Raw genomic sequence first — 24748 nt, 5'->3', positions numbered from 1 at the left:
CGCGATTCGATAACAATCGATCCCTGCTGACCGGCCGACAACCGAGCGCAAGGAGCACGTCGCGGACACCGTCCACACCGCAAATCAGCAGATCACAGCCCTGCCCGACCACCGGACTACAGATAACGATCGAACGGCTCAATAAGGAGATCCGCCGGCGCACCGATGTCGTGGGCATCTTCCCCGACCGCGATGCGCTGATTCGTCTCGTCGGGGCCGTATTGGCCGAACAACACGACGAATGGGCCGAGTCTCGGCGCTACCTGGGCCTCGACGCGCTGAGCAAATCACGTGCCGTCAACGACACCCCGAGCGAACAGGAGGCCACGCCGGCGGCACTGACCGCCTGAACCATCACCTCGAAGAATCACCCGACGACGTCGTACACCACGTCCCTGGACTTGACCAGCTTTGTCGATCCGGCCCAGCTCGCCGCGCTGGCCGATCGGGCCGGTGACTACGTGCGCCGGGCCCTGCCCGGGCTGGATCCCGAGCCCGTGGACTACCGCCACTGCTGGGTGACCGACCTGCCCTGGAGTGAGGACGGAGTGGCGATCTGGGAGGCCGACGGCATTTACTTCATCGCCGGCCACAATCTCTTCAAGCAGGCCCCCGGGCTCGGCCAAGCGCTCGCGCAAGCGGTCCTCGGCGCGGAGCTGGCCGTCGAACTGCGTCCTGAGTCGACGCTCGGTCGACCGGTGCTCTCGGCGTGAGCAGACACGACCCCCGAACATGGAGAACTAGGAAACCTTTGCACGTGCTCGCTCAGCGGAAGGTCGGCGTACGGACTGGCCAGTGACCCACTCAATCTTGTCGCGAAAAGCGTCCGGAATCTTTACCAGCGGTGACGACCTGACCGTCAACCTGCTCGGGTTGGCGGCGGGTCGGCCGAGCTTACGACGGCGCGCGAAGCCGGCACCATCGGTGAGACGTGAGCATCTGGGCGCGCCGTCCTGACAGTTTGAGGAATTCACGCGTCATGCGGGGCGCAGGTGCTCGATCGTGACGTGGTGCTGATCGCTTAGGCGCTGGGCGATCAACGAGCGGTGGCAGGCCTCAGGGTCGCGCTCGACACAGAGCAGCGCTGCGGTCCCATTGCTCGACAGGCCGACACGATCGGCGTGAGGTCGGCAGGGTCGAGGATCTCAGTGGTGTAGCGGCGGACGTACTCGGCAGCGAGCTCGCGGCGCGAGCGTTTGCCGACTCCGCGACGGTCATCCTCGGCGTACTGGAGCCGGCGTAGCTCGGTGGTTGGAGCGAGCTCAGGGTGGTGCTCGTAGGCGATCCGGGCATGGGCGAGGGCTGTCTGCAGCCGGCGTGAGTTCGCCCAGGCGTATTGAGATCCGCGGACGCCGCGGCGCTGGCGTACGTCGAGCAGCAGGCCGACGTTCGCGCGCCGCAGTCGCTCTAGGAAAGACTCGCCGTCGAAGCCATAGACGCCGATTGTCGCCATTCTGAGCACCGGGATCACCCACCTGCCTGCCCCCCCTGCCGGGTCATCGCGGCTTTAGGCGGCACCAGACGATGCCGTACTTGCACCGAGCAATGACGCCGTCCGGGTCGAGCACGCGCTTGATTGCAGACGATACCCGCGACGAAAGCGGCCTGATGTTCTCCGGCTCGCCTGGCGGATACTCCCTGACGCATAAGCGGTTGTGCGCCCGTCGACCAGGCCGAGGCAATCAGGGACTGGAACGAAGTCGTGCTGCCGAGCACGGCTTTGGTTGAGTTGATCGCCGCGCAAGCGTCATCTACCCGGCGCTGCGCCTACTGCTTCGGGGTCCTGGGTCAGCGAGAGTTGGGCGGCCTCGGGCTCACCGATATTCTCGTGGTCGTATTGGTCGCCGAGGCGCGTCGTGTTGCGCGACCGTGGCGGGGTCAATCAGCACGTCCACCATCGGGTAAGCGCTCGCGGGCAGCGGGGTCAGTCGGACGCGGCCGGAGATGACCAGTCGGTGTAGTCACCGAGGTTCAATCGAGTCCGTTCTGCAGCCCTACGCGCTGACCATGCAGCATTCGATACCTGGGTTGAGCATGAGAACTCCTATGACACATGCGTGCGCCTTCTCGAACGTGCTGTAGGTAACGCTAATTCGCGGCGGCATCGCCGGACAGCAGCAGTTGCACGGCTCGGTCGATGTGGTCACGGGCTTCGGCGGCCGTTGCCCGCTTGCTGATGAATGCGGCGCGATTGGCTAACCAAACATCGGCGATCAGGCCGGCAATCTGACGGTGGTGGTCGGTGGGATCGCCGCCACCGAGGGTTCTGGCGAGGAGTCGTTCGATCACGTTGGCCGCCTGGTTGACCGCGCTGGCGGCGGTGGTGTCGGCAAAGACGCACGCGCGAGTCATCGCCTCGGTCAGTTGGGGGTCGCGCTGCCAGTCGGAGTGCAGCCGCGCGGTGAGCATTCCCAGCCGCTCCTGGGGCGTGGCGCCGACGGCCGACCAATCGCAGGAGGCGTCGAGGCGTTGGAACTCACGGGTCAGCGCCGACACGAGCAGATGGGTCTTCGACGGGAAATACCGGTACAGCGTGCCCACAGCAATACCTACCTGCTCGGCCACGGCCCGCATCTGGACGGCTTCATAGCCTCCCGTGGCGGCCGTCGTCAGCGTCGCATCAAGGATCGCGTCGCGGCGACGGGTGGACGTGCGGGAACCCCGCGGCGACACCTCCGCTCGTCGTATCGAATCCGCCTCGGGCACTGGCGGTGTGACAGAACCCGTCGTGGTTTCCGTCACGTCGTGGCACCAGGCGAGTCGGGAAATGCCTGGCTCGTGGCGGCGAACCGTTCCAGCAGGTCACCGAAGTCCGACAGATCACCATGGGTGGCGAAATGATCGGTGCTGACGGTGATGAACACTGCGCTGGCGGTGAAGCGGGTGACCCCATCGCTACCTATGCCGGTGCCAAGGACATTCAGAGCGCGACCATCCCGCGAGACGATGTGCGCGGCGATGCGGTGGGGCTGATGCAACGGCACCGGCAGCAGATACTCCACCGTCAGGCTGCGCGTGACCACGGGCGTGCCGGCAATCCAGAGCGTGAAACCAAGCACGTCGTCGCAGGCGGCCGCCACCGCGCCGCCATGCGCCAAACCCGGCGCGCCGATATGGCGTTCATCGAACGTGACATCGCCATACACCGTGTCGCCGTCGCGGTAGACCACCAGCTGAAGGCCGTGCGGATTCTCCGGGCCGCAGCCCATGCACGTCGGAGTATGAGACGGCAGCCGATGCGGCTGTGACGCGCTCTCGGCCAAACTCATACTCCCCAGTACCATCAGTTTCGCTACGCTACCGTTAGTAGCATAACTGCTAGAATCCCGGGACGACATCGTCTGAAGTTCGACCGGCTCGAGGTGAATCAGTGAGTGAGAGTAGCCAGCCAGCGCTGATCCCAGACGCGGATGACGGTGACATCGACCCCCGCCGAGTTCGGTCACGCAACCGGCTGCTGGATGCTGCCGCGACCCTTCTAAGCACCGGGGGCGTAGAAGCCGTCACTATCGAGGCAGTCACCAAGGCCTCCAAGGTCGCTCGCACCACCCTCTACCGCCACTTCACGAGCTCGTCGCATCTGCTGGCCGCGACGTTCGAGCGTCTTCTGCCGCAGGTAACACCGCCGGCGCCGACGACGGGCCCCCTGCGCGAGCAGCTGATCGAATTACTCCGTCGCCAGGCCGCGCTGTTCAACGATGCGCCACTGCACGTCACGACGCTGGCTTGGCTCGCGTTGGGACCCACCGGCGCCAAAGGCGACACGGACGACCGGCACGTATCCGGCGCGCTGCGGACCCGAGTCATCGACCAGTACCGACAACCGTTCGACGCGCTGCTACAGGGCGGGCAGGCACGAGCCGAACTCGACGACTTCGACCTGGAACTGGCGCTCTGTCAGCTTGTCGGGCCATTCGCGTTCGCCCGAATGACCGGGTTTCGCATCATGACTCACGACGACTGCAGAAAGATTGTCGAGGACTTCCTTATCGCCCACCGGCGCAAGGATCTCGGCACCCATACGGAGTCAAAGCCCGCGACGACACGGGCGAAGAAGACGCCGGCCCCGCCAGGTAGCTAGTTCGCCGCAGATGATGGGCACCGACAGATAACCGCGATACCCCCACCAGTTTATCCAAGGCGATGCGATCCATCGGTTTGGCGACGGTGCCTTAACGATCGGCCCGTCGGCGATGGCGCACCATGCGCTGCTTGAAACACACTGTTTCCGATCCCGGAGGCCCTGGAACACGCGGTTTCCGGCCCGGCTTGGTTGTGGGTCTTCACCCTCCAGACACCTGGACCCAGGATGCTCACCGAGGTTCGGTAATTGATCCCCTTGCCGGGCTTGATCGGCCTTATTGCTGCGGATCACCACCTTGTCCCCCATTACAACCTCGGCTGAAGTGAGCCGGTCGCTTTCGAGCCCTGTCTAATTCGTGTTCCGTGGTAAAACCTCCACATCCTCGACGACCAACGCACCTTCACTCAACGAACGCCAATGACGTCTCGTTCGCATTGAGTAGGTCAGGCAATGAAGCCGTACGGCAGGGTGCTTTCCAGTCGCCGATACTTGGGCGGTGTGGTCGACGCCGTCACCGAATCGGCTCCGCGATCTCACGGCCGAGCGCGAAGATATCGCCGTACGACTCGAGCAACGGTTGATGCCATCAACACGCCGCGCGTATCCGCAGGTCGTTTAGCGTAATCTTGCGTCGTTCACGACGGGATCTCATCGTTTTCCGCAGGTCAACGCGATTTGAGTACCGGTTTCGATTCCCGGCAGCTCCACAACTGAGAAGTGGGTCAGAGCAAAAAGCTCTGGCCCACTTTCTCATTTCACGGTTTCCCACCGGACGAGTATTAGCCCGGTCGGTAGAGTTCGGCTGATCGCGATCTCGTCCTACTAAGACGTGCCCGAGTACTTACCGTTCTTGTAGTGGTCAACGTGCAGCCCGCCACCGATGTCTGTGTAGGTGCAATCCGAGTACCTGTTGCCGTCCCGTCCGACGCCCGTATCGTACGTGCCTCCCGCGGACTTGCATTCGGACTTGATGGTGCCCTCGGGAAGTGCGCTGGCAACGGGGCTTGCCCCGAACGCGATGCCCGTCATGAACGCAGCCGCGGCAACGCCGAAACCGATTCGAGTCACGATGGTGGAAGTCATGGGATTCTCCTTGTCTTGGCCCCAAAGGTGAGCCGGTTGCTGGAGATCGTATGAAGGCTGCAGTGTCGCCTGATATCCCTATGGCAGCCACAATTTTCAGTCCACTTGGATAGGTAAGGCTTGCCCCGAGGCAAGGCGACCGAGGCTGGGATTCCTGCCCGTCCTTGGGGGCGCAAAGGTGTTTCCGCCTGCTTCTCATTTCCTAATGGACGCAATATCCCGGCAACGACTTGACTGACAAGCGCGTCAGTCGTCCCGCGCTACCGCGGCTGCGAGATCGCTGGCGAGGCTCACCAGCTCTGTCTGAATGCCCGGCACGGCCGCCATGGCTCCAGGCGAATCGAGACTTAGCGGGGCTCCGGCGTAGTCGGTACATATCGCTCCCGCCGCGCGAGCGATCGCATGTCCCGCGACGACGTCGTACGGGTTGTTATGGGCAAGCACCATGCCCTGGATCTGGCCGCTGACAAGCCAGGTCCAAAGCACCGACGCTGCGCCGACGCAGCGAAAGCGCATCGCTCGTCGGTGCACGCTCATGGTCAGGTCGAGATAGGCGTCCAGCCGGGCGCCGCCCCGATGGAAGGCGTCGCCCATTCCGACGATCCCATCCTCGAACGAGCTCACGTCGGCCACCGCACCCGAGTCGACACGTACGCCGAGGAACGGCAGGTCGATCACGCCCAGTGTCGGCACGCCGTCCTCGAGCAGGCCGAGCATCACTCCGCATAGCGGTGACCCGGTTGCGTAGTTGATAGTTCCGTCGAGCGGATCGGCGACCCAGACCCTGCCCGTGTCGAGCGGCGCCCCGCCGCCCTCTTCGCCGTAGAAGCCGATATCCGGAGTCGATGTCGCGAGTGAGCGTTGCATCGCCGACTCGCTGGCCAGATCGACGTCGGTGAGGAAATCCTTGGCCGCCTTGTCGATCCGCTCGTGCGGCTTGGCGCGCCCGTCCCGAAGGATCGCGACCGCTTCGTCCACCGCGGCGTGCGCGGCCGCCAGCTCTGCTCTCATTCGGGCAGCGTAGTTCCGCATCCTTTGCCGGCACCGCCGGCTCGTGGGCTGGTTCGCCAATAGTCCAGCGATTTACCTGGAGTCTGAGCTCGCAATCCACGCCTCTCGGATCCCTATTGACATCGGGTGTGCGCAAGGTCACGCTGAATACGTCAGACGTCAGATGTCAGATGTCAACAACGAAGGCGGGGCCGTGGCACTTCCCGAAGAACTCGCGGACATGCTTCTCGAGTCGATTGTGGATGGACAGTTCCCAGTCGAGTCGGTCCTCCCATCGGAGGGGGAGCTGGCCCTGAAGTACGGGATGAGCCGGTTGACCGTCCGCGAAGCGGTGCGCATCCTGCGGTCGCAAAACATCGTCACGATCCGACGCGGGCGCGGCACCTTCATCAATCCGCCGAAGGCCTGGACGTCACTGGCCGCAGTCGTCCGCATCGAGGAACGCCGCTCGTCCTCGGGGCGGGTGTCGGGACGCTTGATCGAAGCGAGGCGGCTGGTCGAGATCGGCGCCGCACAACTGGCCGCCCTCAACCGGTCGAAGGAGGATCTCGAATCCCTGGCCGCCAGTATCGAAGAAATGCTTCTGGCCAAAAGAACGAACCGGGTCGATCTCTTTGTCGAGGCGGACATCGCCTTCCACGACGTGATCATGCACGCGACCGGAAACATGTTCATTCCGTTCATGTTTGAACCCTTCGGCAATCTGCTGGTCGAGGCGCGCACCGAAACCTCCTCAATTCCAGAGATCCAGGTGAACGCAATCGCTATGCACGAAGCGATCCTCGAGGCACTCACCTCCGGTGACCCCACGCGGAGTCGCGACGCCATGGAGGCCCACATGGACCAAACCGAAAACGACCTGCGCCGGTATGTCCTCGACACCGAGACAACGCTGACCCGCGATCGAGGAACTGTCGTGACAACGTCCAACCCCCAACGGAAGGCCACCCCCTGATGAGCGCTTCACTCCCTACCGAACGCACCGCCGTCGTCACCGGCGGCGCATCACCCCGAGGTATCGGCCGGGCCACTGCCGACCGCCTGGCGCGTGACGGGTGGTCCGTGGCGATCCTGGACATCGACGAGGGCGCTGCCAAACTCGCGGCCGACGAACTGACCGACAGGCACGCGGTGTCCACTCTCGGTATCGGCGCTGACATCTCGGACGAGAAATCAGTGGAAACGGCCATCGCACAGGTTGAGTCGACGCTGCCGCCGATCATCGGGCTGGCCAACATCGCGGGAGTCAGCTCTCCGACCGAGTTCCTGGAAGTCACACCGGCAGAGTGGGACCGGGTGTTCAACGTCAACATGCGCGGCACATTCCTCGTCACCCAGCGTGTCCTGCCCGCGATGATCGCTGCTGGAACCGGCCGCATCGTCAGCGTGTCCTCCATCTCCGCGCAACGTGGTGGCGGGACGTACTCGAAGGTGCCCTACAGCGCCTCCAAGGCGGCCGTCATCGGATTTTCACGAGCGTTGGCCCGAGAGGTGGGCCCCCACAACATCACGGTGAATTCCGTGGCACCCGGGCCGATCGATACCGACATCATGGGCGGCACGCTGACCGACGAGCGCAAGGCGCAGATGAGCGCCGACATCCCGCTGGGCAGGGTCGGCACCGTCGAGGAGGTTGCCGCCCTGATGGCCTTCCTGATGAGTGAGGACGCCGGGTTCATCACCGCGGCGACTTACGACGTCAACGGCGGACTGCAAATCTCGTGACCTTCTTCACCCAACCCGAGGAGTCCGGATGATCGCAAAGAGCGCCGACTCCCACAGCCCGTCGGCTGAGGAAGTTCTCGCCGGCACCCCATCCGTCCGGCACGAACCCGGTGCGCGGGAACGTATCCGGGCCGCCAACGTGGCCGCGGGCCGCCGCATCGCCGTACTCGATGACGACCCCACCGGTTCGCAGACCGTGCACGACGTCAGCGTCGTCACTGTTTTCGAAACCGATGAGTACGCCGCGGGCCTCGCAGCGCCAGGATCCGCCTGCTTCATCCTGACCAACACGCGCAGCATGTCCGAGGACTCCGCTGTCGAGATGAACACCAGCGTATCCGCCAGTCTGTTCGCACTTGGGCAGAGTTTCGGCGGCCCGATGGAAGTCATCAGCCGCGGCGATTCCACTTTGCGCGGCCACATCATCGCCGAGATTCGGGCCATTGACGCCTCGCGCCGCCGTGTGATCGGCACCGGATTCGATGGGGTGCTGCTGATTCCGGCCTACTTCGAGGCCGGCCGGTTCACCGCCGGTGACATCCACTGGGCCAACGTGTCCGGGAAACTCACGCCGGTGGGGGAGACCGAATTCGCGCAGGACGCGACGTTCGGCTACAAGTCCTCGAACTTGCGTGACTTCATTGCCGAGAAGAGCGGCGGCACCATCTCCACCGACGAGGTCCACAGCATCACGCTCGACGATATCCGGATCGGTGGGCCGGGTAGGGTCGCCCAGATACTCGATGGGGTCAGTGGCGGTGCGTTCGTCGTGGTCAACGCGACCGACTACGCCGACCTGGAAATCGTCGTCCTCGGATTGCTGGAGGCAGAGCGAAGTGGACGCAGCTTCGGGTACCGCTCAGGACCGTCGTTCGTTAGGGCGTTGGCGGGCCTGGAGCCTCAGGAACCGCTTGGCGCGGAACAGATCTGGCCTGACGGCAATCCAGGTGGCCACGGTTTGGTGGTTGTCGGTTCGCATGTTGGTCTGACGAGTAGGCAGGTCGCCAAGGCACAGGAACGAAGCGGCATGGCCGAAACCGAACTGGACGTGCCCACCCTGATCGACACCGACCGGCGCGACGCTCACGTCGCCGAGATCGGGCGGCACGTCATCGAGGCGCTTGCCACCTCCAATGTGCTGCTGTTCACCAGTCGCACCCTGTTGCGCGGCGGTGACGCCGACGACAGTCTGGCCATCTCGCGCACCGTCTCCACCGCGGTCATCGAGGTCGTCAGGGCATCGCTTGCCGCACACCCGGCGTGGGTCGTAGCCAAGGGTGGCATCACTTCCCACGACGTCGCGGTCCGCGGCCTCGGAATCCGTCGCGCAGAGGTCATCGGCCAACTGTTCCCTGGGATGGTGTCGGTCTTCCGCCCCATCGAAGCGGCACCGGAAGCCGTCGGTACTCCCTACGTGGTGTTCGCGGGCAACGTCGGTGACGACGACACCCTCGCCGATGTCGTCGACCTTTTCGCCACACCTCTAGCAGAAGGAAATCAGCAGATATGAGCAGCGTCGGATGGATTGGACTGGGAGCCATGGGTTCTCCCATGGCGTCGTTCGTCGCCAAGGCTGGACACGCGGTCACGGCGTTCGACATCGACCCGAAGAAGGCCGAGGCCCTCGCGGGCGACGGTGTGAAGGCCGCGACAACGGTCCGTGAGGCCGCAGCCGATGCCGACGTGCTCGTGCTGATGGTCGCCACCGCCGCGCAGGTCGAATCGGTGCTCTACGGCGAAGGTGATGCCGCCGCGGCACTCAAACCGGGCAGCGTCGTGCTGTTGATGGCCACCGTCGGACCAGCAGCCGTGGAGGACTGGGCACGGCGGCTGACTGTGACCGACGTCCAGATCGTCGACGCCCCCGTGTCCGGTGGTGCCGCCCGGGCCGGGCAGGGCGATCTGCTGATCATGGTCAGCGGTTCCGAAACTGCGCTCGCCGCGGTCCAACCCTTGCTGGACGTGATGGCCCGCAACGCCCCCGTCGTCGGCACGGAGCCCGGGGAAGGGCAGAAGGTCAAACTCGTCAACCAGCTGCTGTGCGGAGTGCATGTCGCGGTGGCCGCCGAGGCACTCGCCTACGCCGAGGCGCTCGGCCTCGACGCCGGTGACACGTGGGAGGTGCTCCGGCATGGTGCTGCTGCGTCGTTCATGCTCGACGATCGCGGTGCCCGGATGATCGACAATCCGAACAACGACATCCGTTCCGCCACGGATATCTTCGTCAAAGATATGGGCCTGGTGACCGCCGCGGCCCGCGAGAAGTCATATCCCACCCCGCTGGCCTCCGCCGCTGAGCAGCTGTTCCTCGCCGGCCGCCGCGCGGGCCTCGGACGAGCCGACGACTCCTCCCTCATCCAGATTCTGCGTGGCACCGCAACCGCGTCGACCTGACGGGAGCCGATAGGTCAAGCCCGCACGGTGGGCCAGTAGAGCGCGAACCGCCCGCCTGCGAGAGTCTTGACCACGCCTGCGGATTGCGCCAAGGCACCGCGACGACCAAAGGACGGCAAGCAGTGACCCAAGGACCTGGACGTCTCCACGGAAAGTCCGCCGTGATCACCGGTGCGGCGTTCGGCATTGGTCGGGCGACCGCCGAGCACTTCGCGCGCGAGGGCGCACGGCTGATCGTGACCGACATCCAGGGCGAGCCGCTGCTGGCGCTCGCCGAAGAACTACGACATACCGGGGCGGAAGTCGAGACCGTTATCGGCGACGTCTCGGTCGAGGACGACGCGCGGCGGATGATCGAGGCAGCGGCCGACCGTTTCGGACGGCTCGATGTGCTGGTCGCCAACGCCGGCATCATCCCTCTCGGCGATGTGATGGAGATGACCACCGCCGCCTGGGACGAAGTAATGGCCGTCGATGGGCGTGGCATGTTTCTCACGTGCAAGTTCGCGATCGAGGCGATGCTGCCGACCGGTGGTGGGGCCATCGTCTGCCTCTCCTCGATATCCGGAATGGCCGGGCAGAAGCGGCAGGCCGCATACGGGCCCGCCAAGTTCATCGCCACCGGCTTGACCAAGCACCTGGCGGTCGAGTGGGCCGACAGGGGGATCAGAGTCAACGCCGTTGCTCCCGGAACGATCCGAACCGACGCTGTCAAGCGGATCCCGGACGAGCCGGGCGGCGCGGAGTATCTCGAGGAGATCGAACGCATGCACCCGATGGGACGTCTCGGCGAACCGGCCGAAGTCGCAAGCGCCATCGTGTTTCTCGCTTCCGACGACGCCTCCTTCATCACCGGCGCCGTGCTGCCCGTCGATGGGGGATACCTAGCGCAATAACGGCCGCGCGGTGCGCTGATGACCGCGCTACTCCAGATCTGACGGCATCGCGCCCAGACGAGTCCAGAGATGCGGCTGCGAACGGACGCCGAGCTGGCTCACGACCATCTGGGCGGCCTGGCTGACTCCCTCGGTGAAGGTGGGAAAGGCGAACTGAAGTTCGGCGACCTCCTCGACGCGCATCCCCGCCGCCATGCATGCCGCGACCATCTGGATGACTTCGGCCGAATACTCACCGAGGACGTGAGCGCCGACGATCTGCCGTCGCGTGGTCTCGACGATCAACTTGCAGAAACCTTCCGGATGCCCGTCGGCGACGGGCCGCAGCATGTCTTCATAGCGGGCTACGGCCACAGTGCAGTCATAGCGCGCCCGGGCCTGCTCCTCGGTGAGCCCGACGCTGCCGTATTCCGGGTCGGTGAAACTGCCGCCAGGGACGATCTCATGGACCACGCGGCGACGCGGGCCGAGCACTGCGTTCTCGGCGGCGACACGGCCTTCGAGCGTCGCGCTGCTGATGACCATGCTGTTTCCGTCCACGTCGCCGGCGGCGAAGATGTGGGGAACGTTCGTGGCGGTGTAGTCGTCGACCACCACGTAGCCACGCTCGGTGACCACGCCGGCTGCCGCGGCATCGACCTGGTCGGCGTTGCCGGGCCAGCCGACGGCGAAGAACGCCGCGTCCACGTCGACCGTCCCTGCCTCGTTCCCGACCCGATACAGCACGCGCATTCCGCGTTGGAGTCCCTCGATTTGGTGCACCGCGGCGCCGGTGATGACCCTGATGCCGCGTCTTCCGAACGCGTTCTCCAGGGCGACCGAAACGTCGATGTCGGCTCGCGGCACGATCCGGGGCGCATACTCGACGAGCGTCACTTCGCAGCCGAAGTCCGCCAGAATCGACGTCAGCTGGCAGCCGGTGTCGGCGGCCCCGATGACGCAGATCCGGTGGGGCAGCGAGGTCAGGGTGCGAACGTCCTCGTACGTCAGGCCGAGCTCGGCCCCGGGGATCGGCAGTCGCCCGGCCCTGCCGCCCACGGCAATGATCACCCGATCAGCGGTCCAGGTACGGCCATCGGCCACGGCGACGGTATCGGCGTCGACGAACCGTGCGTCGCCTGCCTCTTCGACGAGATCGACTCCGGCGGAACGGATGTGATCGGCGAGTCGCTTGCGTTCGTACAGATAGTCGGCGACCCGTTGGGCATTGGCGAGGGTAGCGACGAGGTCGACCTCGGGCCGCGGCCCGTGCAGACCGAACGTTTCCCACGAACTCCAGTCCCGCACCAGTCGTGCGGCGCGGGCAAGCGTGCGCACCGGCGCCGGCCCGCTGTTGAGCGCGGTTCCGCCGACTCTCGCCCGCTCGATGAGTGTGACCTCTGCGCCCAGCCCGGCGGCGTGCAGAGCGGCGGAAACGCCGGCGGGCCCGCCTCCAATGACGACAACACGCATCTTGACCACTCCTGTCACGCGAACGCTGCGATGTCGAACCCGGCGATATCGACCCCGACCACGATGTCGTGCCTGCATCGTGAATGGCCGCTTGGCCGCGTCGAGCCGTTTCGCGAAAACAACGGTGGGCGCTGGACGGGGACGGCATTCTCGTGAGCATGACTCCGGCAAACCGTCGCGGATGCCGAAGTGCGGACCAAGGCGAACAAAACGGGGACCGACCTTCGCAATCGAGTGCGATGATCCGAGGATGAAGCCCGCTCCGACGCGCAGTCCCGCACCCCAAGCGGCGTCAGATCTCGGCGTCGGCGGGTTCAGATTCTTCTACGTCGGGCAGCGGTGGGAGTGGTCCGACGAGGTCGCCCGCATGCACGGCTATGAGCCAGGCGAGGTTATTCCGACCACCGAGCTCCTCCTGTCCCATAAACACCCCGACGACCGCGAGCACGTTCAAGAGCTCCTCGACCATGCCTTGCATTCCGGGAAGTCGTTCTCCAGCCGGCATCGCTTCCTCGACACGGGCGGGCGAGTTCACACCGTGATCGTGCTCGCCGACAGGATGCTCGACGACACCGGCGCGGTCGTCGGCAGCGAGGGCTATTACATCGACCTCACCGACACGTTCGAACTGACCCGCCGTCGTGCGCTTGACGACTCGTTGCCGCAGCTGCTTGAGGCGCGCGCCACGATCGAGCAGGCCAAGGGCGCATTGATGCTCGTCTACCGCATCGACGCCAGTGCGGCCTTCGAGTTGCTCCAATGGCGTTCGCAGCACACCAACACCAAACTGCGGGCCTTGGCGGCACAGATCGTGGCTGAGCTCGACATCGTCGAATTCCAGCCAGACGAGCTGCGCCGCCAATTCGATCACCTGCTCCTCACCGCGCACGAGCGCATCGGCGAAGCGCGCGACGCGTAATCTGGATCACCCGTGACCCGACACCTGTGTGCCAAAAACATCAAATTGGGTATCGGCAATTCGACCATTCGACGAGCAACGGGTGTAACAGCGTGTCGCTAGTGGGAGTGCACCAGGACGATCGAGGCACAGGCCTCGTCCTGTCCGTTCGCGGTGATATCGATTCGGCGAGCGTCGCGACCCTCGTTTCTCACCTCGACGATGCCCTCAAGACGGCGCTGGACCATCCGGCTCGACTCCTCGTTCTCGAGTTGTCCGCTGTCACCTACTTCGGCAGCGCGGGGCTGAACGCCGTCCTGCAATGCTATGAGCAGGGTCTTTCGATCGGCGTGGCAGTCCGGCTGGTGGCACCCACCGTCGTCGTCACTCGCCCCATCGAAATCACCAAGCTCGACGGCGTCCTCCGGCTGTACCGGACGGTGCCCGATGCGATCGAAGGGACCTGAATTGACCTCGGCGGACGGCGCATCCCGCCGGCTCAATGCCGTCTTCAGCGCCGACAGCGAGGTCGGACCTGATCTCGCCAAGGTGAACTGGGATGCCACGCCGCTCGGCCCGCCCGCGCAGTGGCCACAGAGCTTGCAGACGGCGGTGAGCATCCTGCTGTCGTCCCGCTTTTCGATGTGGATGGCATGGGGTCCGGAGCTGACCTTCTTCTGCAACGCCGCCTATCGGCGCGACACCCTGGGCCGCAAGTATCCCTGGGCGCTCGGACAACCTGCCCGCGAGGTGTGGGCCGAGATTTGGGACGACATCGGCCCGCGCATCGATCATGTGCTGGCAACGGGCGAGGCCACCTGGGACTCGGCGCTGCTGCTGTTCTTGGAGCGTTCGGGATTTCCAGAAGAGACCTATCACACGTTCTCCTATAGTCCGCTCCGCGACGACGCAGGTCGGATCGTCGGCATGTTGTGCGTGGTCAGCGAGGACACGCAGCAAGTCATCAGCGAGCGGCGCATGACGACCCTTCGTGACCTCGGCTCGGATCCGAGCGTGATACGCACGGAACACGAAACCCTTGCCTTCGCCGACCGTCAGCTCGGTCATAACTTGCGTGACCTCCCGTTCACCGTGACCTATCTCTTCGATGACGACGGCAACGCGCGGCTCGCCGGTTCGAGCGGTATCGCGCCGCCGCATCCTGCATGTGCTGTGCACCTGGACGCGGGCGACGCCGCGGTGTGGCCGGTCGATGAAGCTGCTCGCGGCGAGGCGGTGTTGGTCGACCTCGGTGCGGGTGCGTTCACCGATCTGCCGACCGGCGAGTGGCGTGATCCGCCGGCGCAGGCCTTGGTCGTCCCCCTCCTGCGTCAAGGTGCAGCACCGAGTGGGTTCCTGGTGGCTGCATTGAACCGTTATCGACCGTTGGACGAGGTCTACCGCGACTTCGTCATGCTTGTCGCGGGACATATCGCGGCGGGGATCGGCAGCGTCCGAAGCTACCGGGCGCAGCAACGGCGGGCGGAGGAGCTGGCCGAGCTGGATCGTGCCAAGACGACGTTCTTCTCGAACATCAGCCATGAGTTCCGCACTCCGCTGACGCTGATCCTGGACCCCGTCGACCAAATGCGCCGTCGCACCGAGCTTGACGATCCAACACGAAAAGATCTAGATATCGTCTGGCGCAACGGATTACGGCTCAACAAGCTGGTCAACACGTTGCTGGACTTCTCACGTATCGAGGCGGGCCGTGCTCAGGCACGTTACGTGCCTGTCGATCTGGCAGCCGTCACCGCTGAGCTCGCCAGCGTGTTCCGTTCGGCGATCGAACGGACAGGGCTGACGTTCACGGTTGACTGTCCGAGCTTGGACGAGGCGGTCTATATCGACCGCGACATGTGGGAGAAGGTGATATTCAACCTGCTCTCGAATGCGCTCAAGTTCACCTTCGACGGAACCATCGCCGTCAAAGTGCGCCGCGCGGATGCCGAGGCGATCATCACGGTCGCTGACTCCGGAATCGGTGTGTCCCCTGATGAGATTCCTCGCCTCTTCGAGCGTTTCCATCGCATTGAGAACGTCCGCGCCAGGTCCAATGAGGGCAGCGGAATCGGCTTGGCTCTTGTGAAGGAACTCGTCGATCTGCACGGCGGAAACATTGCCGCCGACAGTGCCGAAAACGGCGGCACGACGTTCACGATCCGGCTGCCGTTCGGAGCCGCGCACCTACCTGTGGATCTCGTCGCCGCGGTCGACGCACGCTCGGCCCCGTCCGGAGTTGCCGAACCATTTGTCCAGGAAGCTTTGCGCTGGATGCCGAGCGACGACGACGAATCCCTCACCCTGAGCAGGGGTTTCGCACCGACGCTGGAGGTCGCCGACGCCGCGACTGACACGCCCGGCGCGCCGGTGCGCGTGATCGTCGCAGACGACAACGCTGACGTTCGTGGCTATTTGGTGCGTCTGCTGCGCAATGACGGCTACGAGGTAGATGCGGTGACCGACGGCCAACAGGCGTTGGATTCCATCCGCGCCTCGGTGCCGGACATGATCATCAGTGACGTGATGATGCCACGCCTCGACGGGCTCGAGTTGGTCGCGGCGCTTCGCGCGGACCCCAGAACTGCGGCGGTCCCAGTGCTACTGCTGTCCGCGCGCGCCGGGCAGGAAGAGTCGATCGGAGGTCTTCAGGCAGGTGCCGACGACTACCTCGTCAAACCGTTCGCCGCCGCAGAACTGCTTGCTCGTGTGCGCGCGAATATCGCGCTTGCGCGACTGCGTGACCACCACGCCAGATGGCGTACCGCCCTGATCGATTCGCTGCAGGAAGCCTTCTTCGTCTGCGATGAGCAGGGCACGGTCATCGAGGTCAACGCCGCGTTCACCGACATCCTCGGTTTCGGCACCGATGGCTTGCCATATCAGCCGGTTTATCCATGGTGGCCGTCTGCCGATGTCGATCCCGAAGCCCACCGTCAGGCGGGGGAGATGCTGGATCGCCACTTGAGCGAGCCGCACGGGACCTACACCGTTCCGGTGACGCATCGCGATGGACATCGGCTGTGGGTCACCGCCACCTTCACGCATGTTGAGGATCCCGACACCGGTCAGCGAGTATCGGTGGGCACCTTCCGCGACGTAACCGCTGACCATTACACGGTGCAGCGTGAGACCGCACTGGCAGCGCTCAACCAGCAACTGGCACAAGCCGATACTCTCGATGATGCGGTACGCGCGGCCGCCGAGGCATTCGGAGACCTCTGGTCGGCACGTCGCGTTGTCGTCGTCACTTTTCCTGAAGGTGATTCTGTTCCATCAGATTTCATCTGCCTTGGTCAGCCCACATCGTGGGAGGAACTGGGAGCATCGGCCCGCACGGCCATCGATACCCTGCGTGTTGGCGACCTGCTTTCTCCGTTGGCAGCCGAGTCGGGTACCGCAGGTATTGCGTTTCAGCATCCGGATGATGGTGTGCTGGTGGTGTTTATCGAGCTGGATGAGCGCAGGCCGTTCAGCGTCGAAGACAGGACGCTGCTTTCCCTGCTGGCCAGCCGCCTTGGGCAGGGCCTGCAACGCGTACAGCAGCTCGATCAGCAACGGGAAACGGCGTTGGCCTTGCAGCACGCCATCCTGGGTCCGAGTGTGTCCAGCGGTTTCGCCGTGCGGTATCAGCCGGCCACCCGCCCGTTGCAAGTCGGCGGTGACTGGTACGACGTGGTCGATCTGGACGACGGGCGTATCGGGTTGATCGTCGGCGACTGTGTGGGCCACGGGTTGGCCGCCGCCACCGTGATGGGCCAACTCAGAAGCGCGTGCCGCGCGCTCCTGCTCGAAAACCCCAGTCCCTCAGGCACGCTGGCCGCGCTCGACCGGTTCGCGGCGCGACTTCCGGGCGCCCAGTGCACCACGGCGTTCTGCGCGGTCCTCAACCCGGAGACCGGCGAGGTGGTCTACTCCAGTGCGGGCCATCCGCCACCGATTCTGGTCCTCGCCGATCGCACCAGCAGGCTGCTCGACGCAGCTGCCGCCATGCCACTGGGCCTGCCATACGACCGGATTCGGCCCGAGGCGCGCGAGGCGATGCCTCCGCGCGCGACGTTGTTGCTGTACACCGACGGTCTGATCGAACGGCGCCGCGAGCCGCTCGACAAGGGGATCGGTCGCGCTGCCGACCTGATTCAGGACAATCGTGACACCGCTCTGGACGGCCTGGCCGACGAGATCATGTCGCGGCTGACACCCAGCGATGGCTACCAGGACGACGTCGCCCTTCTCCTGTACCGGCAGCCGGCACCACTGGAAGTCACGATGATCGCCGACGCGGATGAACTCGCAACGACGCGTTCCACATTGCGCAAATGGCTGACAAGCGCCGGGTTGGATCCCGACCAGACGGTCGACGTGTTGATCGCGGTCGGCGAGGCCGTCGCGAATTCGATTGAGCACGGACACCGTGACCGCGATGAAGGGTCGGTGGTGTTGCGTGCGACGGTGGTAGCCGACCGATTGCACTTGACCGTCATCGACACCGGATCGTGGAAGACAGCCGAAGATGATCCCAACTCCACGCGCGGGCGGGGCATCATATTGATGAATGCATTGATGCAGGATGTGACAATCGAGCCGGGTGAGACCGGCACCACGGTTCATATGCACGCGAGGATCGGCTGATGGCCACACCGCTGCGTGTCGGCGCAGACCGACGCGATGACGGAACGGTCGTGCTGCGCGCCTCAGGTGAACTCGATATGAGCAACATCGATGTCTTCGCCGCCGCCGTCACAGACGCGCTCGGCCCGGCATCGCAGGACGGCGGAGTTCTGACGGTCGACCTGAGCGGTATCGAGTACCTCGACAGCGGTGCCATCAACGCGCTGTTCGGGCACGCAGAACGCATCCGCTTGATCGTCAACCCGATTCTCATGCCGGTTCTGAAGATCAGCGGACTCACGGACGTGGTCAGCGTCGAGGCCAAGCCACGGGACAACTGAGTTCGGTCCGCGGCGGTTATCGCCTGTCGGGGGGCCCGAGCTGGTCGCGAGCGCTGGCTGAATCGACGTACTCCCAAGCCTCAATCAAGAGGCCATCGCTGAACCGCGCGATTATCGCGTAGTGGTTCTGATATGGCCCGCGTTGCGTTTTGGCCGTGATGACGAACCGTGCCGCCGCACTCTCTGCGCAGCCGAATGAGTCAATCACATTGAGAGAAAATGAATCTCGCTCGTAGAAGTCGGCGAACTCGCGTTCGAGGCCCCGAAGGATTCGGTCGCGGCCCGTGTTGGTTCTACCGGTTGGCGCGTACAGCGTGAATGACACGTCGGGATGAAGAAGTTCGCGGAGACGCTCGATGTCGGGGATCGCCGTGAGGTATCGGCGCAGCAGTTCGCCGCTGTCTTGGAGGCGTTCGTGGTCATCGTCCATGCGCTGTCACCATACGAGACGTTGTCCGCGTGCCATCGCCGCCGGCTCCACCGTTGAGATGCTCGTTGCTGCCACCTAGGGTGCAGTTGTGACGAGTCGTCCGGCCTCCGTCGACTTCCATTTCGACGTTATGTGTCCCTACGCGTATCAGACCTCGCTGTGGATTCGCGAGGTACGAAACCTGACTGGCCTCGAGGTGAATTGGCGCTTCTTCAGCCTCGAGGAGATCAACCGTCAGGAAGGCAAGAAGCACCCGTGGGAACGGGAGTGGTCCTACGGCTGGTCGATGATGCGCATTGGGGTGGTGCTGCGACGTCGATCGATGGCGGACCTCGACGCGTGGTACGGCAGGGCAGGCCGAGCTCTTCACGTCGACGGGCACAAGCCCCACGAGAAGGCCGTGGCGCGCCACCTACTCGAGGAACTCGGTCTCGATCCGGAACTGGTCGACCAGGCGATCGCGGACCCGACGACCGGGGATGAGGTGATGGCCGATCACCAGCGGGTGGTTGATGCCGGCGGATACGGCGTGCCGACGATGTTCTTCCCCGACGGGCAGTGCCTCTTCGGTCCGGTGCTTGTCGACCCGCCCGTCGGCGAAGCGGCCCTGCGGCTCTGGGACGCCGTCGCCGCCTGGACGGAGTTCCCTCACCTCTATGAGCTCCAGCGGCCCAAGACCGCCGACGACGAGAAGCTGATTGTCAACACCTTCCGCCCGTATCTCGAGGCTCGCGACTGGGTGTCGATCAATCGGGGGCGAGTCATCACCTTCGATACCTGACGCCGACTTCAGCGGATCGGTTATCGCCTCGCCGTCGGGTTGGGGGCGTGGATCTGCTGCTCGGCATCGACATGGGCACCGGGAGTACCTACGGCATAGATCCGCACGATGGCAGCATCCGTCGTGAAATCTCAGGTGGCGGACACACCGTCGCCGCTTGGCGCTTCGTCGGCTTCCTCACGCTCCTCTTGCAGCCGATCTTTACTACGCACCAAGCGAAGAAGCGTCACGAGTCCTAGCCCGCCGATCACGTTGCCCAAGACGGTGTAGCCAAACCAGCTGAGCCAGCTGAGGTATCCAAACGGTGCGCTGCCCGTCGCCAGCGCTCCGAAAATCAGCAGAGAATCCAAAATCGAGTGGAACATCTGCAGTCCGGCGAGCAGGAACGCTCCTGCGATGGCGGCTGCGATCTTTCCGAACATCGAATCGGTGCCGTGCTGCATGCGGGTCATCAAGGTAATCGCCATCCCGCCGAGCAGCGTCAGTGCCACCGTCTCCGCCGAGATCGGTGCCGCGATGTAGTGGAGGGCGGACTCGATGGTCTGCGTGCGCAACTTCGGAAATGCAGTCATGATCAGCGACATCAGCAGCCAGCCGCCGACGAGGTTGGCGGCTAACGTGCCGGTCCATAGCTTGAACAGCTGGCCCACACTGGCGCGCTTGGCTGCCACGGTGGTGACCGGTACCAGGAAGCCTTCGGTAAACAGCTCACTGCGGCCCAGCAGAAGAGCGAGGAAGCCGATGGAGAACGCTAATCCCGCCAGCAGCGGGTTATGCGTGGCATGGAGAACCGCCAGGTAGGCAAGCACCCCCATCGCGACCTCGGTGCCGCCGAAAAATCCGGTCGCCAGCACTTCGCGCCACGTCCGGTGCAGGCGCTGAGTGCCCTCGTCGATCATTCGGGCGAAGGCGTCTTCGAGTTCGTCTTCGATGGGACGGTCGGAATCGCCGAGCTCCCGCCGGCTCGTCTCGCTCAAGAGAGGTCCTTTGGTTGGGTATGGAGATGACGGCTTTCAATACCCACAACTGCGTCCGGCGAAAAGCGGAAGTGCTCACGCCCGCGATCGGGAAATTGCGCCGGTTTTCAATTCCTTCATCGCCGTACGCAGACCGCGGCGCTTCCCGGTAGCGGGGTCGACGCCGAAACTCTCCCGCATGCCTTCTCGGATCCGGAATTTCAGCTCCGAGTTCGTCTCCGGCGCATCATCAGGCGTGGCTTTGAGAAGTTTGTCGGGCAGAGCGAGTTTGAGGATGGTCCAAAAGGACTGCAGATACTGACGGCCAAGAGGTCCCGTGGTGTAAGGCAGGTCGTACTTGTCGCAGAGTGCCCGCACGCGCTCACTGATTTCGGCGTATCGATTGCTCGGTAAGTCCGGAAAGAGATGGTGTTCGATCTGGTAGCAGAGGTTGCCACTCATGAATGCCATCAGCGGTCCGGCATGGAAGTTGGCCGAGCCGAGCATCTGGCGCAGATACCATTCTGGCTGGGTTTCGTTCTCGAACTCCTCTCGCGTGAATTTCTCTGCGCCGTCCGGGAAGTGACCGCAGAAGATCACCATGTACGACCAGTAGTTTCGGATCAGATTCGCCACCGCGTTGGCGTAGAGGGTGTGCTTCCAGTTCTTGCCGGTCAGGGCGGGGAAGACGATGTAATCCTTGCCGACTTGCTTGCCGACCTTCTTGCCGATGATCCGCAGATCCTTGCGGACCTCGGCAATCGACTTCTCACCTTTGCGGTACTTCGTGGTCTCCACTCCATGTAGTGCGACACCCCACTCGAACAGCGTGCCCAGCAGCAGGTTGTAGACGGGATTGCCGATCATCCACCCTTCCCAACGCTGATCTCGGGTGAGGCGCATGATGCCGTAGCCGATGTCGTCATCGAGCCCGACGACGTTGGTGTACTTGTGGTGAATGAAGTTGTGCGACTTCTTCCAGTGTGTGCTCGGCGACGTCGTGTCCCACTCCCATTCGGTGGAGTGGATTTCCGGGTCGTTCATCCAGTCCCACTGACCGTGGATGATGTTGTGGCCGAGTTCCATGTTCTCGATGATTTTCGCCGTGCCGAGCAGTGCGGTGCCCGCGAGCCAGGCCGCCTTTTTATTGCTCGCGAACAGGACGATCCGGCCGCTTGCGGCCAGCGCTCGTTGCAATTGAATGGTGCGTCGGATGTAGCGGGCGTCACGTTCGCCACGTGACTCTTCGACGTCGGATCGAATGGCGTCCAATTCCCGCGCGAGTTCCTCGACGTCCGCGGATGTGAGGTGTGCGTACTGCTTGATGTCGGTGATAGCCATGGTTCTCCTAAATCTTGATGGTGCAGTCGCCGGAAGCGGTGGAGACGCAGGTGTTTATTCGGTCACCCGCGCCGTGCTCGTCCCCGGACCGGAGGTCGCGGACGTGCCCTGACTCCAAGGGCAGTACGCAGGTCTGGCAGATACCCATCCGGCAGCCGAAAGGCATCTGAATGCCGACCTTTTCGCCGGCCTCCAAAAGTGAGGTGGCTCCGTCGATTTCGACGCTTTTGTCGGAAATCGAGAAGAGGGCCGTGCCGCCCTCGCCGCCTTTGTCGGTGCGCGCGATCGTGAACCGCTCGGTTTGCAAGGCATCTTGCAATCCGGCGTCTTGCCATACCTTCTCGGCCGTGTCCAGCATCGCGGCGGGACCGCACGCCCACGTGGGCCGGTCTTTCCAGTCGGGTACCACGCTGTCGAGTTCGTTGAAATCGAGGTGGCCGTTCGTTTCGGTCAGCTGCAAGTGCAGCCGGTAGCCAGGCTGCTCCTTCTCCAGTTCGCGCAGCTCGTCGTGGAAGATCACCGCATCCGTCGACGGTGCCGAGTGGATGTGCACGACGTTAGGGCTTTCGCCGCGGAGCTTCAGCGAGCGCAGCATTGCCATCAGCGGCGTGATGCCGCTCCCCGCGCTGATGAACAAGATTTTTGGTGGCGCTGGGTCGGGTAGCGCGAAGTCGCCTTTTGGAGCCGCCAAGCGAACGATCGTTCCCGGTTTGACCCCGTGCACCAGATGCGTGGACAGGAAGCCTTCCGGCGTCGCCTTGACCGTGATGGTGATGTTTTTGTCGTCGCGGTGGGGGACTGAGGTGAGTGAATACGACCGCCAGTGCCAACGACCGTCGACGCGGAGTCCGATGCCGACGAATTGCCCGGGCCGGTACTGCGCGGAGAAGCCCCACCCGGGCTTGATCGTCACGGTGGCCGAATCCTCGGTTTCACCGCGGACCTCGACAATCTCTCCGCGGAGCTCGCGTGCCGACCATAGCGGGTTGAGAAGTTTCAGGTAGTCGTCGGGCAATAGCGGTGTCGTCGCTCTCGCCGCCAGACCGCGCAGAAGGTTGACGTTCGGCGTGGTGGCCGTATCGACGTCCTTCGCGGGCTTCTTGCTCCACTGAACGAAATCGCGCAACGTCGCAGCCACAGTTCGGTCTCCCTGTCGGTCAGTCCGGTAGACGTTTGGGTGTACATCCGTACACTCAAATACCCGGCATGGGCGTCGTCCACACGTGGAATTGCGGCCTATGGACTTTCTTCGATGAGAGGACCCTGGCCTGGCCCGCTCTCGTATTCGGGAATTCAGAAGCAGTTGACCTACTCTTCCTGGGTGAACGCGATAGACCCCGACAAGCTCAACATCTGCCTGCAGGTGCTGGCAGACGTCGAGTTGTTGGCGCCCGAACACCCGGATGCCGTCGCGGTACGTCGGGCCACTGCAAGCGTCTTCAAGGCGGTGAAGAAGGCTCGCCGCGACGCGAAACGCGACGCAGTGGCCGCCGCCGACCACGCCGTGACCGCCGCCACCGCCACCGGTGCGCCGGGCCGCATCGACGACGAGACGCAGGGCCTTCCGTTGGTTTCCGCCGCGGTCGGTGCCACCGCGGGCACGTTGCTCCGGCCCCGCGCCTGCTACATGTGCAAGAACCGCTACGCGGTCGTCGACGCCTTTTACCACCAGCTCTGCCCGGAGTGCGCCACGCTCAACCGCGCCAAGCGCGATGCCCGCGCCGATCTCGCAGGCCGCAGCGCCCTGCTTACCGGCGGTCGGGCCAAGATCGGCATGTACATCGCGCTGCGACTGCTTCGCGACGGGGCGCACACGACGATCACCACGCGCTTCCCGAACGACGCCGTGCGACGTTTCGCGTCGATGCCCGACAGTTCCGACTGGCTGCACCGGCTGCGCATCGTCGGCATCGATCTGCGCGATCCCGCTCAGGTCGTTGCGCTTGCGGACACCGTGGCCGAGCGCGGTCCGTTGGACATCCTGATCAACAACGCGGCTCAGACCGTTCGACGCTCACCGGGCTCCTATTCGGCTCTCGTCGAGGGCGAGCGGACGCCGCCGCCTCAGCTCGTCGACGTCATTACGTTCGATCACGTCAGTGACGCCCACCCGGCCGCACTCGCGGGAAGCCTCGCCGAACATCAGACACCGCACGCAGTCACCGAACTGGCACTGACTGCGCGCAGTGCCTCCCCGGCGCGGATTGCCGCGGGCACCGCCATCGACGCGGGTGGGCTGCTGCCCGACACCGCGTCGACCAACAGCTGGACCCAACGTGTGCACGAGGTCGACGCGATGGAACTGCTCGAAGTACAGCTGTGCAATCAGACCGCGCCGTTCATTCTGGTGAGTCGGCTACGCCCGGCGATGGCCGCGTCGTCGGCCCGACGCAAATACGTCGTGAACGTGTCGGCGATGGAGGGACAGTTCAGTCGCACCTACAAGGGTCCAGGACATCCGCACACCAACATGGCCAAGGCCGCACTGAACATGCTCACCCGCACGAGCGCCGCCGAGATGCTGGAACGTGACGGCATTCTCATGACCGCGGTCGATACAGGTTGGATCACCGACGAGCGTCCGCACCCCACGAAGCTGCGACTCGCCGACGAGGGTTTCCATGCCCCGCTCGACCTCGTCGACGGTGCTGCCCGCGTCTACGACCCCATCGTGCGCGGGGAACTCGGCGAAGACCTGTACGGCTGCTTCCTCAAGGATTACTCACCGAGCAATTGGTAGTTATT

26 protein-coding genes are annotated in these 24748 nt (G+C 64.2%); 15 read left to right on the top strand and 11 right to left on the bottom strand.

What is annotated here, in order from left to right:
- Together CSQ99_RS31470 and CSQ99_RS19910 are read left to right on the top strand one after the other, a co-directional pair.
- Positions 1–350, top strand: a 350-nt coding sequence (locus CSQ99_RS31470; protein ID WP_245908998.1) for a transposase, incomplete at its 5' end; no start/stop codon positions are given.
- Between the two features lie 51 nt (positions 351–401).
- Positions 402–713 (top strand): FAD-binding oxidoreductase/lyase, encoded by a 312-nt coding sequence (locus CSQ99_RS19910; RefSeq protein WP_099040734.1) that lies wholly within the window; start codon positions 402–404, stop codon positions 711–713.
- 264 nt (positions 714–977) lie between these two features.
- Here the strand turns inward: CSQ99_RS19910 and CSQ99_RS31700 are convergent, their stop codons facing one another.
- From CSQ99_RS31700 to CSQ99_RS19895, 4 genes are all read right to left on the bottom strand, one after another.
- Positions 978–1082 carry a hypothetical protein gene (locus CSQ99_RS31700; protein ID WP_281258495.1) on the bottom strand — a complete coding sequence of 35 codons (105 nt, stop codon included), beginning with the start codon at positions 1080–1082 and terminating at the stop codon, positions 978–980.
- Positions 1037–1453 (bottom strand): DUF488 family protein, encoded by a 417-nt coding sequence (locus CSQ99_RS19905; protein WP_281258494.1) that lies wholly within the window; start codon positions 1451–1453, stop codon positions 1037–1039. The genes CSQ99_RS31700 and CSQ99_RS19905 overlap by 46 nt, the downstream gene beginning before the upstream one ends.
- Positions 1454–2088: 635 nt before the next feature.
- Positions 2089–2742: a TetR family transcriptional regulator gene (locus CSQ99_RS19900; RefSeq protein WP_099040733.1), complete on the bottom strand. Its 654-nt coding sequence runs from the start codon at positions 2740–2742 to the stop codon at positions 2089–2091.
- Positions 2739–3269 carry a hotdog domain-containing protein gene (locus CSQ99_RS19895; RefSeq protein ID WP_099040732.1) on the bottom strand — a complete coding sequence of 177 codons (531 nt, stop codon included), beginning with the start codon at positions 3267–3269 and terminating at the stop codon, positions 2739–2741. The genes CSQ99_RS19900 and CSQ99_RS19895 overlap by 4 nt, the downstream gene beginning before the upstream one ends.
- Positions 3270–3370: 101 nt before the next feature.
- Between CSQ99_RS19895 and CSQ99_RS19890 the strand changes: the two genes are divergently transcribed.
- Entirely contained in the window at positions 3371–4081 is a 711-nt protein-coding gene (locus CSQ99_RS19890) for a TetR/AcrR family transcriptional regulator (RefSeq protein ID WP_099040731.1), read from the top strand.
- An 825-nt stretch (positions 4082–4906) separates the two neighbouring features.
- Here CSQ99_RS19890 and CSQ99_RS19885 read toward each other — a convergent pair.
- Positions 4907–5167 carry a hypothetical protein gene (locus CSQ99_RS19885; RefSeq protein ID WP_099040730.1) on the bottom strand — a complete coding sequence of 87 codons (261 nt, stop codon included), beginning with the start codon at positions 5165–5167 and terminating at the stop codon, positions 4907–4909.
- Between the two features lie 246 nt (positions 5168–5413).
- On the bottom strand, positions 5414–6178 hold the full coding sequence (locus CSQ99_RS19880) for an inositol monophosphatase family protein (RefSeq protein ID WP_176561107.1): 765 nt from the start codon (positions 6176–6178) through the stop codon (positions 5414–5416).
- A gap of 193 nt (positions 6179–6371) precedes the next feature.
- Between CSQ99_RS19880 and CSQ99_RS19875 the strand changes: the two genes are divergently transcribed.
- The 5 genes from CSQ99_RS19875 (at position 6372) to CSQ99_RS19855 (ending at position 11193) form a co-directional block, all read left to right on the top strand.
- The gene (locus tag CSQ99_RS19875; protein WP_099040744.1) at positions 6372–7133 is read left to right on the top strand and encodes a FadR/GntR family transcriptional regulator; all 762 of its coding nucleotides are present in this window, start codon (positions 6372–6374) and stop codon (positions 7131–7133) included.
- A complete protein-coding gene (locus CSQ99_RS19870; RefSeq protein ID WP_099040728.1) occupies positions 7133–7903 on the top strand; it encodes an SDR family NAD(P)-dependent oxidoreductase in 771 nt (256 codons plus the stop codon). Before CSQ99_RS19875 ends, CSQ99_RS19870 begins: the two co-directional genes overlap by 1 nt.
- A 28-nt stretch (positions 7904–7931) precedes the next feature.
- Positions 7932–9413: a four-carbon acid sugar kinase family protein gene (locus tag CSQ99_RS19865; RefSeq protein ID WP_099040727.1), complete on the top strand. Its 1482-nt coding sequence runs from the start codon at positions 7932–7934 to the stop codon at positions 9411–9413.
- Positions 9410–10297 (top strand): NAD(P)-dependent oxidoreductase, encoded by an 888-nt coding sequence (locus CSQ99_RS19860; RefSeq protein WP_099040726.1) that lies wholly within the window; start codon positions 9410–9412, stop codon positions 10295–10297. Before CSQ99_RS19865 ends, CSQ99_RS19860 begins: the two co-directional genes overlap by 4 nt.
- A 122-nt stretch (positions 10298–10419) precedes the next feature.
- On the top strand, positions 10420–11193 hold the full coding sequence (locus CSQ99_RS19855) for an SDR family NAD(P)-dependent oxidoreductase (protein ID WP_099040725.1): 774 nt from the start codon (positions 10420–10422) through the stop codon (positions 11191–11193).
- 27 nt (positions 11194–11220) lie between these two features.
- Here CSQ99_RS19855 and CSQ99_RS31695 read toward each other — a convergent pair whose 3' ends face one another.
- The gene (locus CSQ99_RS31695; RefSeq protein ID WP_099040724.1) at positions 11221–12723 is read right to left on the bottom strand and encodes a dihydrolipoyl dehydrogenase family protein; all 1503 of its coding nucleotides are present in this window, start codon (positions 12721–12723) and stop codon (positions 11221–11223) included.
- A gap of 172 nt (positions 12724–12895) precedes the next feature.
- Here CSQ99_RS31695 and CSQ99_RS19845 point away from each other — a divergent pair, with 172 nt between their 5' ends.
- The 4 genes from CSQ99_RS19845 to CSQ99_RS19830 all read left to right on the top strand — a co-directional run bounded on the left by CSQ99_RS19845 (position 12896) and on the right by CSQ99_RS19830 (position 18495).
- Positions 12896–13564 carry a PAS and ANTAR domain-containing protein gene (locus tag CSQ99_RS19845; RefSeq protein ID WP_099040723.1) on the top strand — a complete coding sequence of 223 codons (669 nt, stop codon included), beginning with the start codon at positions 12896–12898 and terminating at the stop codon, positions 13562–13564.
- Between the two features lie 101 nt (positions 13565–13665).
- Positions 13666–14010, top strand: coding sequence for an STAS domain-containing protein (locus CSQ99_RS19840; protein WP_342746716.1), 345 nt, complete (start codon positions 13666–13668; stop codon positions 14008–14010).
- On the top strand, positions 13991–18175 hold the full coding sequence (locus CSQ99_RS19835) for a SpoIIE family protein phosphatase (protein ID WP_099040721.1): 4185 nt from the start codon (positions 13991–13993) through the stop codon (positions 18173–18175). Before CSQ99_RS19840 ends, CSQ99_RS19835 begins: the two co-directional genes overlap by 20 nt.
- Complete coding sequence (locus CSQ99_RS19830; protein WP_099040720.1) at positions 18175–18495, top strand: STAS domain-containing protein; 321 nt, start codon at positions 18175–18177, stop codon at positions 18493–18495. The genes CSQ99_RS19835 and CSQ99_RS19830 overlap by 1 nt, the downstream gene beginning before the upstream one ends.
- A 16-nt stretch (positions 18496–18511) precedes the next feature.
- Here CSQ99_RS19830 and CSQ99_RS31910 read toward each other — a convergent pair whose 3' ends face one another.
- Positions 18512–18820, bottom strand: coding sequence for a nuclear transport factor 2 family protein (locus CSQ99_RS31910; RefSeq protein ID WP_425437842.1), 309 nt, complete (start codon positions 18818–18820; stop codon positions 18512–18514).
- A 6-nt stretch (positions 18821–18826) separates the two neighbouring features.
- On the opposite strand from CSQ99_RS31910, the gene CSQ99_RS31455 reads away from it, so the two are divergent.
- Together CSQ99_RS31455 and CSQ99_RS19820 are read left to right on the top strand one after the other, a co-directional pair.
- Positions 18827–18982 carry a hypothetical protein gene (locus CSQ99_RS31455; protein WP_245908997.1) on the top strand — a complete coding sequence of 52 codons (156 nt, stop codon included), beginning with the start codon at positions 18827–18829 and terminating at the stop codon, positions 18980–18982.
- A 31-nt stretch (positions 18983–19013) separates the two neighbouring features.
- Positions 19014–19706 carry a mycothiol-dependent nitroreductase Rv2466c family protein gene (locus tag CSQ99_RS19820; RefSeq protein ID WP_099040718.1) on the top strand — a complete coding sequence of 231 codons (693 nt, stop codon included), beginning with the start codon at positions 19014–19016 and terminating at the stop codon, positions 19704–19706.
- 131 nt (positions 19707–19837) lie between these two features.
- Here CSQ99_RS19820 and CSQ99_RS19815 read toward each other — a convergent pair whose 3' ends face one another.
- From CSQ99_RS19815 to CSQ99_RS19805, 3 genes are all read right to left on the bottom strand, one after another.
- Positions 19838–20683, bottom strand: a complete 846-nt coding sequence (locus CSQ99_RS19815; protein WP_099040717.1) for a formate/nitrite transporter family protein — start codon at positions 20681–20683, stop codon at positions 19838–19840.
- Positions 20684–20758: 75 nt separating this feature from the next.
- On the bottom strand, positions 20759–22003 hold the full coding sequence (locus CSQ99_RS19810; RefSeq protein ID WP_099040716.1) for a fatty acid desaturase family protein: 1245 nt from the start codon (positions 22001–22003) through the stop codon (positions 20759–20761).
- A gap of 7 nt (positions 22004–22010) precedes the next feature.
- Entirely contained in the window at positions 22011–23141 is a 1131-nt protein-coding gene (locus CSQ99_RS19805) for a ferredoxin reductase (protein WP_099040715.1), read from the bottom strand.
- A gap of 183 nt (positions 23142–23324) precedes the next feature.
- Between CSQ99_RS19805 and CSQ99_RS19800 the strand changes: the two genes are divergently transcribed.
- Entirely contained in the window at positions 23325–24743 is a 1419-nt protein-coding gene (locus CSQ99_RS19800; protein WP_099040714.1) for an SDR family oxidoreductase, read from the top strand.
- Positions 24744–24748 lie beyond the last annotated feature (5 nt).

The organism is Mycobacterium neglectum (assembly GCF_002591975.1).
In the GTDB taxonomy this organism is placed as follows: Bacteria; Actinomycetota; Actinomycetes; order Mycobacteriales; family Mycobacteriaceae; genus Mycobacterium; species Mycobacterium neglectum.
The sequence above is the reverse complement of the archived record's forward strand: the minus strand, read 5'-3'. Positions and strand labels throughout refer to the sequence as shown.